The organism is Alcaligenes sp. MMA, from assembly GCF_020907215.1.
In the GTDB taxonomy this organism is placed as follows: domain Bacteria; phylum Pseudomonadota; class Gammaproteobacteria; order Burkholderiales; family Burkholderiaceae_B; genus Alcaligenes; species Alcaligenes aquatilis.
Genome location: NZ_JAJJPP010000003.1, coordinates 322986 through 337831, shown reverse-complemented (window position 1 = coordinate 337831; position 14846 = coordinate 322986). Strand labels below are relative to the sequence as shown.

Genomic DNA, 14846 nt, shown 5'->3' with positions numbered 1-14846 from the left:
AGCCGCCGGTGAAATTACATGCCGGTGACACGGCGTACCGCCCAGAAATACCAGCTATCTGGCAAGCATCGCATGAGTTTGACCCAGCCAGTGAAACGGCGAGGAAAGTTCATTTCAAACTGTCCCTGTTTCCAGCCGTGCAAGATATGCTGCGCCGCTTCTTCGGGGGTGATCAGTGCGGGCATCTTGAAACTGTTTTGTGCAGTTAATGGGGTGTCCACAAACCCCGGGTTGATAATGGAAACACCCAGCCCCAAAGGGTGCAGGTCCAGGTAGAGGTTTTCGGCCAGGTTGTTCAGCGCCGCTTTGGTGGGGCCGTAGGCCAGGGACATCGGCAGCCCTCGATAGCCGGCCACGCTGCCGACTAAAGCCAGGTGACCGCGTCCGGCTGCAAGCAACATCGGCAGAACCGTGTCCAGCAGGTGCAGTGCGCCGACATAGTTAACGTCCAGATGTCGCTGCATTTCAAGCAGATCGAATTGCGTCGCTCGTTGAGGCTGGTATCTGCCAGCGCAATACAGCACCAGGTCCGGGGCCTTGTCCGCGTAGGCTTGAACCATTGTCTTGGCCGCCACCATGGAGTCGAGTTGGGTGACATCCAGCGGTACGGCCAGAAAGCCATCTCGGCCATCAGCCAGGGTGTGCAGTGCATCGGCATCTCTGGCCGAGATGATGACACGTGCCCCTTGGGCATGGAGTGCTTGTGCGGTGGCTTTGCCTATGCCCGATGAGGCGCCGACAATCCAGGCGCATTTGCCTTGCCATTGACTGATCGGCGGATTGAGTTTTGTGTGCAGCAGTGCCATCACACTTACTCCTTAGTGAAGGACAAGGTTACGTCACCAAGATGAAAACCAAATTTGCTCATGGCGGCGCGGTTGAGCATGGTGCGACCATCCATCAAATACATCCAGTCGTCCATGTTGACGTTCCAGACTTTGCCGTCCACGGGCAGTGCCAGCACATAATTCCAATGGAAGGCGTTGCCCGCGGTCTGCCCTTGTGCTTGTCCCACCACGTCGTCCGCGCGCCCGGTGTAATGGCCGTCACCCAGATATTTCAAATGCCAGATCCGTTGCTGTGTGGTGCCATCACTGTAGACAAAGTGCTCATCGAGCACGCCTTCATCGCCATTCCAGGTGCCTGTCATGCGCACGGTGAAGCGTTTGACCACTTTGCCGGAGCGGTCTGTGAACAAGCCGTGGGCGGTCAAGGGCCCGTTGAAATACTGACGCAGGTCCAGTTCGGGACGCTCCTGGGCATAGTCCTGTACGGTGGGCCCTACACACCCGGCCAGCAATCCGGTGAGTGTCAGTCCCAGAATGGCGCGCCGCCAGGGCAGGGTCGAGACACGGCATGTTGTCAATTTCATATCAGTCTCCAGGAGGTGTGCAGGTGCTCAGCGCGCCATAGGCATGCCCACGCCAGCAGTTTGAACAGGCAGGGAAGGCCACCATAGGTCCAGGCCAGCGCCTGCAGGCCTGCCGGGTCGGTCGTGCCGCTGTGGTAACCCAGAAAGGCGAGCAGCGGCAGACACAGCCCGGCGGCTAAAGCCAGATTGAGCTTGGTGGCACAGGCCCACCAGCCCAGATATCGTCCTTCGCCCGAGCCACCGTGACCGGACTCATGGATGACACCGGTCAGCAAAGCGCCTGGCAGTGCCAGATCCGCGCCAAGGGCAAGCCCGCTTGCCAGGCAGATAAGGATGAAGACCTTGCCGTCACCAGCATCAAGCCAGGGTGTTAGCGAAAAGGCGATGATGCTTGCCCGCATGCCAGCGCGCCAACTGGGGGCGAGGCCCCAGCGCGAAACGGCCTTGATCCACAGTGGCAGCCCGGCCGCCGCAGCACCGAAGTAACACAAGAGGAAAAGTGGTTGCATATCGGCTGCCTGCAGTCGGTCCGTTACGAAAAACGGGAGCAGGGTGGCGGGTATGGCAGCGGCCACACCGTTGAGCATGAAGACTGATAACAGCCGGCGAAAACTGGCATCTGCCCAGGGGGAGGCGGCCTGAGCAGGTCTGATGTGACGATGTCCGTAACGTGTTGGGCTTGCTGTGAATCGTTGCAGACTATGCAGTCCGAGCAAGCCTAGGGCAAGAGCCAGAAAGAGCACGATACTGGTCGCGTCAAAGCCCAGCCAGGTAGGCAAGATGCTGGCCAGCAGGACACCGGCAAGCGTGGCGCCTTCTCGCCATGCTGTCACTCGTGCGCGCCAATGGGGGTCACCTCCCCAACGGGTACCCCAGGCCTGATGCAGTATGCTCACGGCGCTATAGGCCAGGGTGCATACCAGTAGGCTGACCGCCAGCCAGACTAGCGCCCCCTCTTGAACAGCCAGGGGAGGATGCCACAAGGCGGCAAACCCCAAGACCATGATGACACTGCCCAGCACGGCTGCCAGCCAGGCTTGACGTTGTCCTCGATGCAAAAGGCGATCGGCCAGGCGTCCCAATGCGGGATCGAGCACCGCGTCAATGGCTCGAGTGGCAAGCAGTACGGCACCCAGACTGGCCAGGGGCACGCCCGCCACCGCTGCATAGTAATGAGGCAGGTTGACGTATAAAGGCAGCGACACAAAAGCCAGCGGTAGGCCAAGACTGCCGTAAGAGAGCCCTGTACGCCAGTGCAGCGGTGTGGAGGGGCCAAGTTCTTGGGAGGGCATGATGTCGTGCCTTTCTTAGCGTTTACTCAGCAATGCCGCGCGCAGACCGGGCGCCGACGTTTGCTCAGACAGCCAGATTCCAAAAAACAGGCGCGCGTACTCTGCGTCCTGAATACGTGCAGTCTCGCGTCCATTGTGGAAAAAACGTACATCGCCGGCCCCGTCGGTTACCCCCAGCAGCCGATCCTGAGCCAGCACATCAGGAAAGGCTTTTGTCATCAGGAGCAACCATTGGCGTGCCTGTTGTTCAGAGAAGCTGCCGACACGTCGCATTTCGGCTATTGAGCGCTCGGCAATTGCCTCTCCTTCCAGCTTGCGGTCGTAGATCAGTTCCAGTGCGAAAGGCTGGCGTGCATACTGTGCTGGCTCGAAGTCCGGCAGCGCCCACAGGCGCGCCTCGTAAACCCGCAGTCCAAAAAAGCGCATGGGGCCGCTGCCAAGCAAATGGGCAGCGGGCAGGGTGGAGCGCAGCTCCTGGGGGGCAGCCGGTGTGGCCGCCAAGACAGTATTGGTCATGGCAGTAAGGGTAGGAGCGAGAAGACTGATGCCCCAGATCAGGGTTTTGCGTCGTCGAAGATCAGGCATGGTCGGGCCTTCTCAATGTGAACTGGACCACATCGGTGTTGCCCATATCAAAGGCAGCCTCGCAGTAGGCCAGATAAAATCGCCAGATGCGTACAAAGCGTTCGTCAAATCCCTGGCTTCGTACAGCATCGAGCTTGTGCTCAAAAGCCTGACGCCAGCGTCTGAGCGTTTCGGCATAGTCCTTGCCAAAGCTCATCTTCTTGACTATCTGCAGGCCTGCTCGTTGCGCCTCGCGCTCGAAGGCCGTGACACTGGGCAACAGTCCTCCCGGAAAAATGAACTGCTGAATGAAGTCGGAAGAGTGCAAATAGCGCTCAAAAAGGTCTTCGCGCAGGGTGATCGATTGCAGGCAAGCATGGCCCCCCGGTTTGAGGCAGTCATGTAAGGTCTGGAAGTAGGTGCGCCAGTATTCATGTCCGACCGCTTCAAACATTTCAATGGACACAATGGCGTCGAATGGCTGCGCCGCGTGTTCGGCAGCTAAGTCCCGGTAGTCCTGATAACGCAGATCCACCTGTGTTTGCAGGCCTGCTTGGGTGATGCGCTGCGTGGCCCAGTGAAGTTGTTCACGCGACAAGGTCACGCCGCTGACCTGTGCGCCGAACTCCGTGGCCGCTGTCTGGGCAAGTGCCCCCCAACCGCAGCCGATTTCCAGCAGGCGTTGACCTGGTTGCAGCCTTGTCTCGCGCAACGCATGTCGTATTTTGTTCTGCTGGGCCTGCTCCAGATCTGCCTCTTGCAAGGCGCTGCCGCTGAGACCTTCAAACCACGCAGAGCTGTAACTCATGGTCGGATCCAGCCACAGCTGATAAAAATCGTTGCCCAGATCGTAGTGGGCATGGATGTTTTTGGCGCTGCCTGCCCGTGTGTTGCGGCGAAGCATATGCCGTAGCCTGAAGCCCAGACGGCCCCACCAGTGACCATATACCAGTTGCTCCAGGTGGTCGCGGTTGTCGATGCACAGGCGCAAGAGTCCGCTAAGGTCGTCACTGTCCCATAGGCCGTCTATATAACCTTCGGCAAAACCAATATCGCCCGAGCTTAGAACGCGCTCCAGCGCTTCCCAGTGCTTGATTGTGCAGCGTGCGTCTGCATCCGGGGCGCTCTGTTTGGGGCAATGCCGCAGTTGCCCATCGGGCAATTGAAGCTCCAATTGGCCATGAGGCAGATGCGTCAACAGCTTCAGGACGCGGTTCGCGCTAGGTGGCAAGACGCGTTTTGCATCGGCGGACTTGCGCAAGAGGGTGGCGGTGCTTGTATTCATCGTGTGACAGAGCGCTTGGGCGCTGGTGGTTTGCGATGGAAAGGAAGCCGCTTTGCCCACAGGCGCAGTGCTTGCCAGTGGATGCGGAAAATGACCCCAAGGGTCATGAGCGGCGTGCCAAAAAAGGCCCGGCGCACGGTCGTGGTGCTCAAGGGATGCAACACTCCTTGAACGCCCGTACGCAGCACGGGGCCTGCGTCGTCGTAAAGATCAATGAGTGCCAGGTTGGCGCGGTCACTGCGTTTGAAGCGGAAGCGATACTCTCCCTGAGTCTCGCAAAATGGAGACACATGAAATTGCTTGCTGGCCACTTGCTCACAGTCCCAGTCCAGATCCGGTCCGGCAAGAAGATAGGCATGGCGCTCACCAAAGGTGTTGTTGACCTCAGCCAGAATCGCCGCCAGCGAGCCGTCTGCCCGATGTGCGTACCAAAAGCTGACGGGCTTGAAGACATAGCCCAGGACACGGGGGAAGGTATGCAACCAGATTTCCCCATCGGCGTCCTGTATGCCTTCTTCTTGCAGCAAGGCCTCGAACCAGGCCAGAGCGTCATTGCTGCCGTCGCCGTGATCACTATCGTGAAAACTGATCCAGCCGCGCCGATTGCGACGTAGCACAGCAACGGGGTGCTCACGCAGGCTGCGCATGGGAAGCAGCAGGAAATAACCGGGGTAACGAAAGGCGTGATCGACCGGCCGTAGCCGGCGGTGCCAAATATGGCCAAAGCCAATAAGAGGGACGGTGCTCATACCGTTTCCTCCTCGTTGATCTCGATGGGGGGCGCTGGCTGTTCGTGCTCAAGAGACAGCAGGACCTTGTCGGCCGCATTCAGGCCAGAGCGCAATCCGTCCTCATGGAACCCGTAGCCACACCAGGCGCCGCAAAACCAGGTGCGGCGTTGGCCTTGCAGTTGCTCGACAAGCGGTTGTGCCTGGATGGCGGCCTGGTCAAAGACCGGATGGTGGTAGCCAATACGGGCATGCACCTTGTCCGGGTCTATTGGGCGGGCTGGATTCAGGGAAACCAGCACGGCTTGTTGCCAGGGCAGGGGTTGTAATCGGTTGATCAGGTAGTGGAGACAAACCCCTGCCTCTTCTGAATTCACGCAGGAGGCGCGCTCGTAGTTCCATGCCGCCCAAGCCGCTGTGCGTTGTGGCAAGACGGAGGTATCGGTATGCAAAACCGCTTCATTGGCCTGATAGCGGATGCTGCCCAGTACGGCTTGTTCCTGTTGTGTCGCGTCTTTGCCAAGCAAGTGCAATGCCTGGTCACTATGGCAGGCCAGTACGATGGCATCGAACTGTTCCGACCCGTGGGGCATTTCTACTAAAACCCCCTGTGGCAGGCGTTTGAGGCTGAGCACCGGGGTATTCAAGCGTGTTTCATGGCGACCGTCTTGTTGCAGCCGTTCAATCATGCGACGCACATACTGTTGCGATCCCCCTCGAACGGTGTGCCACTGAGGCCGATTAGTGATCTGTATCAGCCCATGATTGTGGCAAAAGCGAATCAAGGTAGTAACGGGAAAACGCAGCATTTGATCTGTCGGGCAAGACCAGATACTGCCAATCATGGGTAGTAGATAGTGGTGGCGAAAGGCGCTGCTAAAGCCGTGCTGATCAAGAAAGGTTTCTATCGAGGCACTGAGCTGCGACTCGACCTGGCGCTGGGCAATGTCCGTGGTCAGACGATTGAAACGCATGATCTCGAGCAGCATGCCAATGAAGCGTGGGCGCAGCAAATTTTTGCGTTGTGCAAAAACCCCGTTCAAGGAGCTGCCGCTCCATTCCATACCCGGTCTGCCGTGGGCGTCGGGCACCTGCACTGAAAAAGACATTTCGGACGGTGCCGTTTCCACATCCAGCTCTTTGAACAGTTGCGTGAGCATGGGGTAGGTGCGGTGATTGAATACGAGAAACCCGGTATCTACACCATGACAAATTCCGTCCAAGCTTAGTTGGACGGTATTGGCATGTCCGCCGAAATAGCTGTTTGCCTCGATCAAGCACACGCGATGAGAGGTCTGCGTGCTGGCCAGACGAAAGGCAGCGGCCAGACCGGAAATGCCCGAACCTATGACAGCGATACGACGCATGGCAGCTCCTTGAGTATTGCTATAGTGCTAAATAGACCATAAGGATTAAAATGTGAACTGCTTAGTTCAAACTATAAACCCTAAATATTATTTTTGCACTATCTAGTGTTCAAGATAGTCCCATTCGTCCTAAAATGTGATGTATGAACGCTCGATCCTCAATCAAACAACAAATCCAGCGGGTGCGCGAAGAAGCTATCGTGACCGCTGTGAACCGGCTATTGGCTACCAAGGGCTACGACGCCATGACGGTCGACGAAGTTGCCGCCGAGGCGGGCATGGCCAAGGCCAGCCTGTATAAGTTATTCACGTCTAAGGAAGAGCTTGCTGCGGCCGCAATGGTTGGCGTCTTGGATCGCGCCTTGGCTTTTGTGGACGAGTTGCGTAGACAGGCCAAGAGCGCGGCTGACTTGGGTGCGCCGATTGCAGCAATCGATCAGCTCAAATCAGTGGTGCGCTGGACGATGCACACCCAATTGCAAGGGGAAATGCCGTCGTTGCCCGCGCAGAACTCGAACCTTAGCACCTCGCTCCAATCGAATGACGAGTATATGGATCGTCTGATCGCCTTGAGTAATCGTCTGAGCACCTGGATTATCGAGGCACAGACAGCAGGCGGCCTCCAAACGGGTCTGCCCGTTGAGCTTGTGCTCTATACCCTATTTGCGCGCGCGTGCGATCCTGTGGTGGGTTTGCTCAAGGAGTCCGGCCAGTACACCCATGAGCAAATCATTGAATGGGTGACCAGCACCACGTTTGATGGTTTGGCAGGATCTGGCCTGAAGCCCCCCACTCCGTAGGGTGATCTCCAAACGCAAGCAGGGGCTTGTGTGTGTTCCGATTGCTTGTTGTCTCAAGAGGTAGCAAGCTTGCGTCGCAGCCAGCGCATCAATACGCCCAGTAGCGGCAGTTTTGCGTAAAGCTCCTCGGCCGCATCCCAATAATCGCGATGATGAGACACCCGTCCCTGTTCATCAAAGGACAGGAACGAAGCCCCCTTGATGCATTGTTCAACGTCCGGCTTCCACCGACGGAGTCGAAAACGGAACTCCCATTCCAGAAAGGCCCGGTGATCCTGGACGATCTGCTGCGTAATGACAAATCGTGGTGCTTGTAGCGCCGTAAACATATGTTCGAAGATGCGTCGAATGGCCGGCACGCCACGCACTTCGTTAAAGGGGTCCTTGAAATAGGCATCAGGCGCGTAACAGGCCTCAAGCTCGGAGAGCCGGTCTGGTGCCAGCTCTTGATAGAGCTGGACGATTCGGCGCACTGCCGCCGCACTATCATCGGAACCTGCGGGCAAGTCAGTCTTCATGGGTGTCAGCCTGAGGATTCAAGGGACGATGAGGAAACAACAAGTATAAGGCTCAAGCAACAGGCCAAAGAGCGGGTTGGATAATTTGACTTCTTATAGACGCTGTTTGCCTTGGAGCAAGGACGCAATGTTCTCGCTACGTTTCAATGGTGATTGTCTCTAGGGAGTTCATAATGCGAAGCCATGTAGTGGGATCCGTGCTGTTAGTGGCCATATTGGCCGGATGTTCGGCTGGCGAGTCCAGCAATCCGTCCGCTTTGCCCGAGCTGGTGGAAGTGGCTGGCCCGGCACGTGAGCTCATGCAGGCTGGCGAGTACTTGCTCGATGGCCGCTTGGTCGCGTCCGATACGGTGATGTATGCCCCGGCCCCGACCCTGAAAGCGATGAAATATCAAGTCAGCCAGTACGAGTACGATCAGTGCGTTCGTGCAGAACGTTGCAAGGCTGCAGACGCAGTGGGTCGAGGGCAGGCCAAGAATATGCCGGTTGTCGGGGTGAGCTGGCAGGACGGACAGGATTACGCTGCCTGGTTAAGCGAGCGTACAGGCAAGACATTCCGTTTGCCGCAGTATCTGGAATGGAGCTATTTCGCCGATCAGAAAGTACCTGAATCGGCGCAGGGTGGGCTGGATGAGAATGAGCAGGCCGCTTTGTGGCTGCAGGAATATCAGGAAAGCTACAAGCGCAAACAGGAGCAAGAGGTGCCCTTAGCGCCCTTGGGGCAGGGCGTGGCCAATGCTTATGGGGTATTTGATGCTGGTGGGCAGGTGGCCGAATGGACCAATACCTGCCACGTACGGGTACACCGCATCAGCATGCCTCGTGCAGAATCACGCCTGGAAAACTGCGGTGTACGCACCTTGGGGGGCGAGCATATTGCGGTGATGCCCGACTTTATCCGCGATCCTAAAACCGGGGCGTGTTCGGTTGGTGTGCCACCGCGTTATCTGGGGCTGCGTCTGGTCACTGACGATTAGGCTGGCACTTAGCCACGCTCCAGAACAGCTTGTGCAAACTTGTCCAGGTCTGCAATCGTAATTTGTTTGCGGCCTGCCAGAATCAAGCCCTGGTGATCCCAGCTACTGACGACACGGCTGGCCGTGTACAAGGTGGTCCCGGCCAGGTCAGCCAGATCTTGCCGGGTCACCGGAATGCTCAAGGATGTGCCTTGTGCGCCGCTTTGGCCCACTTGGCGAATCAAACGCAGCAGGCTGTGAGCAAGCCGCTGCTCCACTTCCAGACTATGAATTTCCAACAGGCGATCATCCGCATCGCTGAGTCGTTGTGCGACGGTATCTTGCGCAGAATTGAGCAGGCACGGAAAGCGTTGTGTCAGGCTGTCCCAGGATTTCTCCGGCCAGGCCAATGCCGCGCTGGTGGTCACGCTGATAGCGGTAGCCGGGTAGTTGCGGCGGCGCAGTGCTGGGGCAATGCCAATCACATCGCCCGGTAAGGCAAAACGTACCAGCAGTTGCGAGCCATTGGGCATGGTGCGCACGACTTTGATCAGGCCTTGGAGCAGGACGAAAAAATGGTCGCTGCTTTGTTCCTGGCGAAAGACCTGGCTGTCCTTGTCGTAGTGGATCAGGCGTCCTTCTTGCCACAGCTCATCGATGCCGCTTGCGTCCAGCGTGGAGAAAACGGGCAGGTTGGCTAACAAGGAGGGGTAGGAGATGTCAGTCATCACTTAAGCTTTCTGAGCGGGTTTTTAGCCCTAGTTTGCTGGCCAGCTTGTGTAGATTGCTGGGGTCTATGCCTAGCTGCCGGGCAGCCTGGCTCCAGTTACCGGTGGTATCCTCCAAAGCCTGTCGGATCAGTTGGCTCTGTAGTTGCTCAACGGACTGACGCAAGGATTGGCGGGGGGGATCAATCGCCATACTGGTCGCTGCGACAGGCTGGTGGATAGAAGGTAACAAATTGAGATTATCAGCGCTAAGTGTAAATATTTGGTTACGTTCTGGCGTGTCGACCAGCAGGCGGATAGTTGCCCGACTGATCAAATGTTCCAATTCACGAACATTACCCGGCCAATGATAAGCCAGTAAAGCGGCTTCTGCGTCGGGAGATAAGCGAATTCCGCGTAATCCCAAACGGGATCGGTTGATTTCCAAAAAATGGCCTGCCAGCAGCAAGATGTCCTGATGGCGCTCGCGCAGGGCAGGGATGGTAAGTGGAAAAACCGACAGGCGGTGAAACAGGTCCGCCCGGAAACCGCCTTGGGCGATCTGCTGACTCAGGTCACGGTTGGTGGCGGCAACCAGACGCACATTCAGCTTGATGGGGTGGTCCGCCCCCAAGCGTTGAATCTCGCCATTTTGCAAGGTACGCAGCAGCTTGGCCTGAATCGTCAAAGACAACTCACCGATTTCATCCAGAAACAGGGTGCCGCCCTGAGCCGCTTCAAAGCGCCCGGCGCGATTTTCATGCGCCCCGGAAAAGGCCCCCTTTACATGTCCAAATAATTCGCTTTCCGCCAAAGACTCGGGCAGGGCAGCACAGTTCACGTAGATCAAGGGACTGTTGTGACGTGGTGAGCGTTGATGCAGGCGCTGTGCAAACAGCTCTTTCCCTACCCCCGTCTCGCCCAGTAAAAGTACAGGCAGCTCTGAGGAGGCCACAGTGTCCAGCAACTGAATGACTTCCTGCAGCGGTTTGCTGTTGCCAATGATGGCGGCCGAGTTATGGCGTGACAAATAATCGGGCGGCAAGGTCGAGAGCAGTCGTAGACTGCGGTTCTCTTCTTCCAGTTCGCTGATGCGGATCGCGCTCTCCAGCACCAGGCACCAGTGCTTCAGTTCTATCAGCATGGAGGTTGAAAACGTCCCTGGCCGCAAGGCATCCAGCGTCAGAATGCCCCAGGGTGTGCCCTGGGCTTGCAAGGTAATCCCTACGCAATCGTGTACCGGCAAAGGCTGGCCCAGTTTGTCATCAAGCAAGCCGTCGTAAGGGTCGGGCAGGCCACAGTGGGGTTCAAAGCGGGTCAGGTTGGATGAGCTCAAAATTCGGTTCAAACGGGGGTGGTCTGCAATCACGAAGTGACGCCCCAGGGTGTCATGGCCCAAGCCGCTGGCTGCAACAATACGCAATACGGTGTCATCCAGTTTCAGCAAACCCGCTGCATCACAGCCAAAGTGCCTAGCCAGCAAATGCACCATGCGCTGTAGACGTAAGGGCCCGGGAATCTCGGTGGCAAGGTCGGCAATCAAAAGATCTAGCATGGGTGGAAAATACCCTTATGGTGAAAAATACCCAGTTTTGTTGGGGTAGTTTATACCTAGGATGGTGACAAACCATTGATCTATGTCGTCTTGGACTTGGCACGGTCTTTGCTTTAGAGGTCTTGTCATACATTTTTAAGGACTATGACATGACCCCCGACTTAGCAGAACATCGCTACAAGGCGTGTACTTCGGTCCGTCCCCCGTTCCGGGGCCGTACCCAAACAGGTTTTGACCAGGTAACTGGGTCCTGCCAGGACCTGTTTGGATTGGGTCGTTTGATTCATCAGCGAGACGGAGAAGAAAATGCGTAGCTATAAAAAACTATGGTGGTCCCTGGTGGCAGTCACCATGGTCACCTTTGCCATCCTGGGATGGACAGGTGTGGAGGTGTATCGTCAGGCACCCCCCATGCCGGTCAAGGTAGTCACACCGGATGGCCGTGAATTTACCTCACAGGAACAGATACATCGTGGCCAGTCCGCCTGGCAAAGTACCGGCGGTATGCAACTGGGCTCGATCTGGGGGCACGGGGCCTACCAGGCACCGGACTGGAGTGCCGACTGGTTGCACCGCGAGGCTCTGGCCTGGCTGGATTTGGCTGCCCAGCAAACCTACTCGCTGAACTATGATCAGCTGACATCCAGTCAGCAGGCCACCTTGCGGCAGGAACTGCAGGACGAATACCGTCCTAACCGCATTGATGAAGCGACGGGCGTGCTGCAGATCAGTGAACGTCGCGCCAAGGCCATCGACACTACCTCCCAGTACTACATTGACCTGTTTGGTGACGCGCCCGAGCTGAAATCCAGCCGCGAGAGCTTTGCCATGAAGGACAACACTTTGCCAGAGCTGCAGCGCCGTCAGGACATGACCCGCTTTTTCTTCTGGCTGTCCTGGGCCACGGTAACTGATCGTCCTGGCACCACCGTCAGCTATACCAACAACTGGCCGCACGAGCCCTTGGTGGATAACTATCCTTCTACGGCCAATATCGTCTGGTCCATCGTCAGTATCGTGCTCTTGCTGGCCGGTATTGGCCTGCTGGTCTGGATCTGGGCCTTTACGCATAAAGAAGAGGAAGCCCCTGTTGCCCCGGCTACCGACCCGGTTCTGGCTTTCCGCCTGACCCCTTCACAGCGTGCCCTGAAAAAATATGCCTTCCTGACGGTTGCCCTGTTTGTCATCCAGGTTTTCCTGGGGGGCTTTACCGCACACTACACGGTTGAAGGCCAGATGTTCTATGGCATAGACGTGTCGCAGTGGTTCCCTTATTCCCTGACCCGTACCTGGCATATTCAGGCAGCTCTCTTGTGGATTGCCAGTGGTTTTCTGACCGCCGGCTTGTTTCTGGTGCCCTTGATTAACGGGGGCGAGGATCCCAAGTTCCAGCGCCTGGGTGTGGACGTCCTGTTCGGTGCTCTGGTTGTGCTCTTTATTGGTTCTTTTGCCGGTAACTTCCTGACTATCAAAAACATCCTGCCTCCCGAGCTGAACTTCTGGTTTGGTCACCAGGGCTACGAATACCTGGATCTGGGGCGTTTCTGGCAGATCATCAAGTTCATTGGTCTGGCTTTCTGGCTGTTGCTGATGCTGCGTGGCATGTGGCCTGCCTTGCGTCGAGACAAGGGCGACAACCACTTGCTGGTCCTGCTGACCATCTCTACCGTGGCCATTGGCCTGTTCTACGGGACTGGCCTGTTCTACGGCGAGCACACCAATATCACCATCATGGAGTACTGGCGCTGGTGGGTGGTTCACCTGTGGGTTGAAGGTTTCTTTGAGGTCTTTGCCACGGTTGCCATGGGCTTTATCTTCCTGACCTTGGGGCTGGTTTCCAAGCGTAGTGCCACCATTGCCGGTCTGGCTGCCGCCTCGCTGTTCCTGGTTGGCGGGGTGCCGGGTACTTTGCATCACATGTACTTCTCGGGTACGACCACTCCGATCATGGCCATTGGTGCTTCTTTCAGTGCGTTGGAAGTGGTGCCTTTGATCATGTTGGGTTACGAAGCCTTCCATAACTGGAAAATGCAGAAACAAGCCGGCTGGATGAGCGATTTGCGTTGGCCCGTCATGTTCTTTGTGGCCGTGGCCTTCTGGAACATGCTCGGTGCTGGTGTGTTTGGTTTCCTGATCAACCCACCTATCTCGCTGTACTACATTCAGGGTCTGAACACGACACCACTGCATGCACACGCTGCCTTGTTTGGTGTGTATGGCTTTCTGTCTCTGGGCTTTGTCTTGCTGGTGGTACGTTATATCTCGCCCGAGGTTCGCTATAACGACCGTGTGATGAGCTGGGGCTTCTGGGCGCTGAACGGTGGTCTGGTGCTGATGATGTTCGTCAGCTTGCTGCCTGCCGGGATTATTCAGGCTTGGGCCAGCATTTCGGAAGGCATGTGGTACGCCCGCAGCGAAGAGTTCATGCAGCAGCCCATCCTGCAATCTTTGCGTTGGTGGCGCACCTTGGGTGACGTCGTCTTTATTGCCGGTGCCTTGATCGTGTTCCAGCAGGTTTGGGTACGTATCTCTGCACGGCGTCGGATAACGCCGGCCAATGCAGTCGGTGCCATCAAAACATCCTGATCTTTTTTACTGGCGCTCTCTTTTTCTATGAGAGCGCATCGACAAGAAAACCGCCTTCGGGCGGTTTTTTTATGTTGGAGGGACTGGTGTGCTCCGAGTACGAGCGCCAAGCTGGTGGCCGTTTTGTCAGGCTGTGTGGATTGTGTTTGCGAACACCTAGGGTTAACGCTGTATTGTGATGATCAATAATAGTTATTTATCATAATAATTATTGATTCAAATTAATTGGATAGAGATCCAGTTTCACAAGAGCAAGGAAGGCTGATGAATATTGAACGCACAGAAGAGCAAACCGTGTCTTGTACGGTAGAGAACCGTATCGCCTGGGTGAAATTCAATCGTCCCGAAAAACGCAATGCCATGAGTCCGCAACTGAATCGTCAGATGATGCGTGTACTCGATGAGCTGGAGTTCCGTGAGGACGTGGGTGTCGTGGTGCTCAGTGGCGAGGGCTCGGCTTGGACTGCCGGCATGGACTTGAAAGAGTATTTCCGGGAGACCGAGGCCACAGGCCTGGAAGGGACGCGCAAGGCGCAACGTGAAAGTTACGGTTGGTGGCGCCGGTTGCGTTGGTTTCAGAAACCGACGATTGCGATGGTCAATGGCTGGTGCTTTGGTGGAGGCTACGGCCCCTTGTTTGCCTGCGACCTGGCGTTTGCCGCTGATGAGGCCACGTTTGGCCTGTCTGAAATCAACTGGGGTATTTTGCCCGGTGGTGGTGCCTCGAAGGTTGCGGTCGAGCTTTTGTCGTTCCGTAATGCGATGTATCACGCCATGATGGGTGAGAACATCGACGGGCGTACGGCAGCCCAGTGGGGGCTGGTCAATGAGTCCTTGCCCTTGGAGAGCTTGCAAGAGCGCGTGACGCAGGTTGCGCAAACCTTGCTGCAAAAGAACCCGATTGCCTTGAAGGCCACCAAAGATGCCATTCGTCGTGTGCGGGAAATGACTTACGACAATGCTGAAGATTATCTGGTGCGAGTTCAGGAAGCAGCCAATAGTTTCGATAACGAAGGCCGCAAAGAGGGTATGCGTCAGTTCCTGGACGATAAAACATACAAGCCTGGCCTGGGAACCTACGACCTTTCCAAACAAAAAGCCTGATAAACGGCACAG

14 protein-coding genes are annotated in these 14846 nt (G+C 56.6%); 4 read left to right on the top strand and 10 right to left on the bottom strand.

Annotated elements, in window-relative coordinates; translation table 11 throughout:
- Positions 1–14 precede the first annotated feature (14 nt).
- Genes LNA76_RS14110 through LNA76_RS14080 form a run of 7 tightly spaced genes read right to left on the bottom strand, consistent with a single transcriptional unit; the run spans position 15 to position 6608 of the window.
- Positions 15–806, bottom strand: a complete 792-nt coding sequence (locus LNA76_RS14110) for an SDR family NAD(P)-dependent oxidoreductase (protein WP_094197801.1) — start codon at positions 804–806, stop codon at positions 15–17.
- A gap of 5 nt (positions 807–811) precedes the next feature.
- Positions 812–1372 (bottom strand): DUF3833 domain-containing protein, encoded by a 561-nt coding sequence (locus LNA76_RS14105; RefSeq protein WP_094197800.1) that lies wholly within the window; start codon positions 1370–1372, stop codon positions 812–814.
- Positions 1369–2664 (bottom strand): MFS transporter, encoded by a 1296-nt coding sequence (locus LNA76_RS14100; protein WP_230019294.1) that lies wholly within the window; start codon positions 2662–2664, stop codon positions 1369–1371. The genes LNA76_RS14105 and LNA76_RS14100 overlap by 4 nt, the downstream gene beginning before the upstream one ends.
- A gap of 15 nt (positions 2665–2679) precedes the next feature.
- Positions 2680–3249, bottom strand: coding sequence for a hypothetical protein (locus LNA76_RS14095; RefSeq protein WP_094197798.1), 570 nt, complete (start codon positions 3247–3249; stop codon positions 2680–2682).
- A complete protein-coding gene (locus LNA76_RS14090) occupies positions 3242–4513 on the bottom strand; it encodes an SAM-dependent methyltransferase (RefSeq protein ID WP_230019293.1) in 1272 nt (423 codons plus the stop codon). The genes LNA76_RS14095 and LNA76_RS14090 overlap by 8 nt, the downstream gene beginning before the upstream one ends.
- Positions 4510–5262, bottom strand: a complete 753-nt coding sequence (locus tag LNA76_RS14085) for a DUF1365 domain-containing protein (RefSeq protein WP_094197796.1) — start codon at positions 5260–5262, stop codon at positions 4510–4512. The genes LNA76_RS14090 and LNA76_RS14085 overlap by 4 nt, the downstream gene beginning before the upstream one ends.
- On the bottom strand, positions 5259–6608 hold the full coding sequence (locus tag LNA76_RS14080; RefSeq protein WP_125277803.1) for an NAD(P)/FAD-dependent oxidoreductase: 1350 nt from the start codon (positions 6606–6608) through the stop codon (positions 5259–5261). The genes LNA76_RS14085 and LNA76_RS14080 overlap by 4 nt, the downstream gene beginning before the upstream one ends.
- Before the next feature lie 143 nt (positions 6609–6751).
- Here LNA76_RS14080 and LNA76_RS14075 point away from each other — a divergent pair, with 143 nt between their 5' ends.
- Entirely contained in the window at positions 6752–7408 is a 657-nt protein-coding gene (locus tag LNA76_RS14075; protein ID WP_094197794.1) for a TetR/AcrR family transcriptional regulator, read from the top strand.
- 53 nt (positions 7409–7461) lie between these two features.
- On the opposite strand, the gene LNA76_RS14070 is transcribed toward LNA76_RS14075, so the two are convergent.
- Entirely contained in the window at positions 7462–7926 is a 465-nt protein-coding gene (locus tag LNA76_RS14070; protein ID WP_094197793.1) for a nuclear transport factor 2 family protein, read from the bottom strand.
- A gap of 173 nt (positions 7927–8099) precedes the next feature.
- On the opposite strand from LNA76_RS14070, the gene LNA76_RS14065 reads away from it, so the two are divergent.
- On the top strand, positions 8100–8903 hold the full coding sequence (locus tag LNA76_RS14065; protein ID WP_159063954.1) for a formylglycine-generating enzyme family protein: 804 nt from the start codon (positions 8100–8102) through the stop codon (positions 8901–8903).
- An 8-nt stretch (positions 8904–8911) separates the two neighbouring features.
- Here LNA76_RS14065 and LNA76_RS14060 read toward each other — a convergent pair whose 3' ends face one another.
- Together LNA76_RS14060 and norR are read right to left on the bottom strand one after the other, a co-directional pair.
- The gene (locus tag LNA76_RS14060; protein ID WP_094197791.1) at positions 8912–9610 is read right to left on the bottom strand and encodes a Crp/Fnr family transcriptional regulator; all 699 of its coding nucleotides are present in this window, start codon (positions 9608–9610) and stop codon (positions 8912–8914) included.
- A complete protein-coding gene (norR, locus tag LNA76_RS14055; protein ID WP_094197790.1) occupies positions 9603–11144 on the bottom strand; it encodes a nitric oxide reductase transcriptional regulator NorR in 1542 nt (513 codons plus the stop codon). Before norR ends, LNA76_RS14060 begins: the two co-directional genes overlap by 8 nt.
- Positions 11145–11450: 306 nt before the next feature.
- On the opposite strand from norR, the gene LNA76_RS14050 reads away from it, so the two are divergent.
- On the top strand, positions 11451–13730 hold the full coding sequence (locus tag LNA76_RS14050) for a nitric-oxide reductase large subunit (protein ID WP_230019292.1): 2280 nt from the start codon (positions 11451–11453) through the stop codon (positions 13728–13730).
- Between the two features lie 264 nt (positions 13731–13994).
- Positions 13995–14834, top strand: a complete 840-nt coding sequence (locus LNA76_RS14045) for a p-hydroxycinnamoyl CoA hydratase/lyase (RefSeq protein ID WP_094197787.1) — start codon at positions 13995–13997, stop codon at positions 14832–14834.
- The last annotated feature ends 12 nt before the right edge of the window (positions 14835–14846 follow it).

Bases quoted from the DNA above. Each gene is read 5' to 3' on its own strand.
- LNA76_RS14110 (WP_094197801.1), bottom strand. From the start codon at position 806: ATGGCACTGCTGCACACAAAACTCAATCCGCCGATCAGTCAATGGCAA.
- LNA76_RS14105 (WP_094197800.1), bottom strand. From the start codon at position 1,372: ATGAAATTGACAACATGCCGTGTCTCGACCCTGCCCTGGCGGCGCGCC.
- LNA76_RS14100 (WP_230019294.1), bottom strand. From the start codon at position 2,664: ATGCCCTCCCAAGAACTTGGCCCCTCCACACCGCTGCACTGGCGTACA.
- LNA76_RS14095 (WP_094197798.1), bottom strand. From the start codon at position 3,249: ATGCCTGATCTTCGACGACGCAAAACCCTGATCTGGGGCATCAGTCTT.
- LNA76_RS14090 (WP_230019293.1), bottom strand. From the start codon at position 4,513: ATGAATACAAGCACCGCCACCCTCTTGCGCAAGTCCGCCGATGCAAAA.
- LNA76_RS14085 (WP_094197796.1), bottom strand. From the start codon at position 5,262: ATGAGCACCGTCCCTCTTATTGGCTTTGGCCATATTTGGCACCGCCGG.
- LNA76_RS14080 (WP_125277803.1), bottom strand. From the start codon at position 6,608: ATGCGTCGTATCGCTGTCATAGGTTCGGGCATTTCCGGTCTGGCCGCT.
- LNA76_RS14075 (WP_094197794.1), top strand. From the start codon at position 6,752: ATGAACGCTCGATCCTCAATCAAACAACAAATCCAGCGGGTGCGCGAA.
- LNA76_RS14070 (WP_094197793.1), bottom strand. From the start codon at position 7,926: ATGAAGACTGACTTGCCCGCAGGTTCCGATGATAGTGCGGCGGCAGTG.
- LNA76_RS14065 (WP_159063954.1), top strand. From the start codon at position 8,100: ATGCGAAGCCATGTAGTGGGATCCGTGCTGTTAGTGGCCATATTGGCC.
- LNA76_RS14060 (WP_094197791.1), bottom strand. From the start codon at position 9,610: ATGACTGACATCTCCTACCCCTCCTTGTTAGCCAACCTGCCCGTTTTC.
- norR (WP_094197790.1), bottom strand. From the start codon at position 11,144: ATGCTAGATCTTTTGATTGCCGACCTTGCCACCGAGATTCCCGGGCCC.
- LNA76_RS14050 (WP_230019292.1), top strand. From the start codon at position 11,451: ATGCGTAGCTATAAAAAACTATGGTGGTCCCTGGTGGCAGTCACCATG.
- LNA76_RS14045 (WP_094197787.1), top strand. From the start codon at position 13,995: ATGAATATTGAACGCACAGAAGAGCAAACCGTGTCTTGTACGGTAGAG.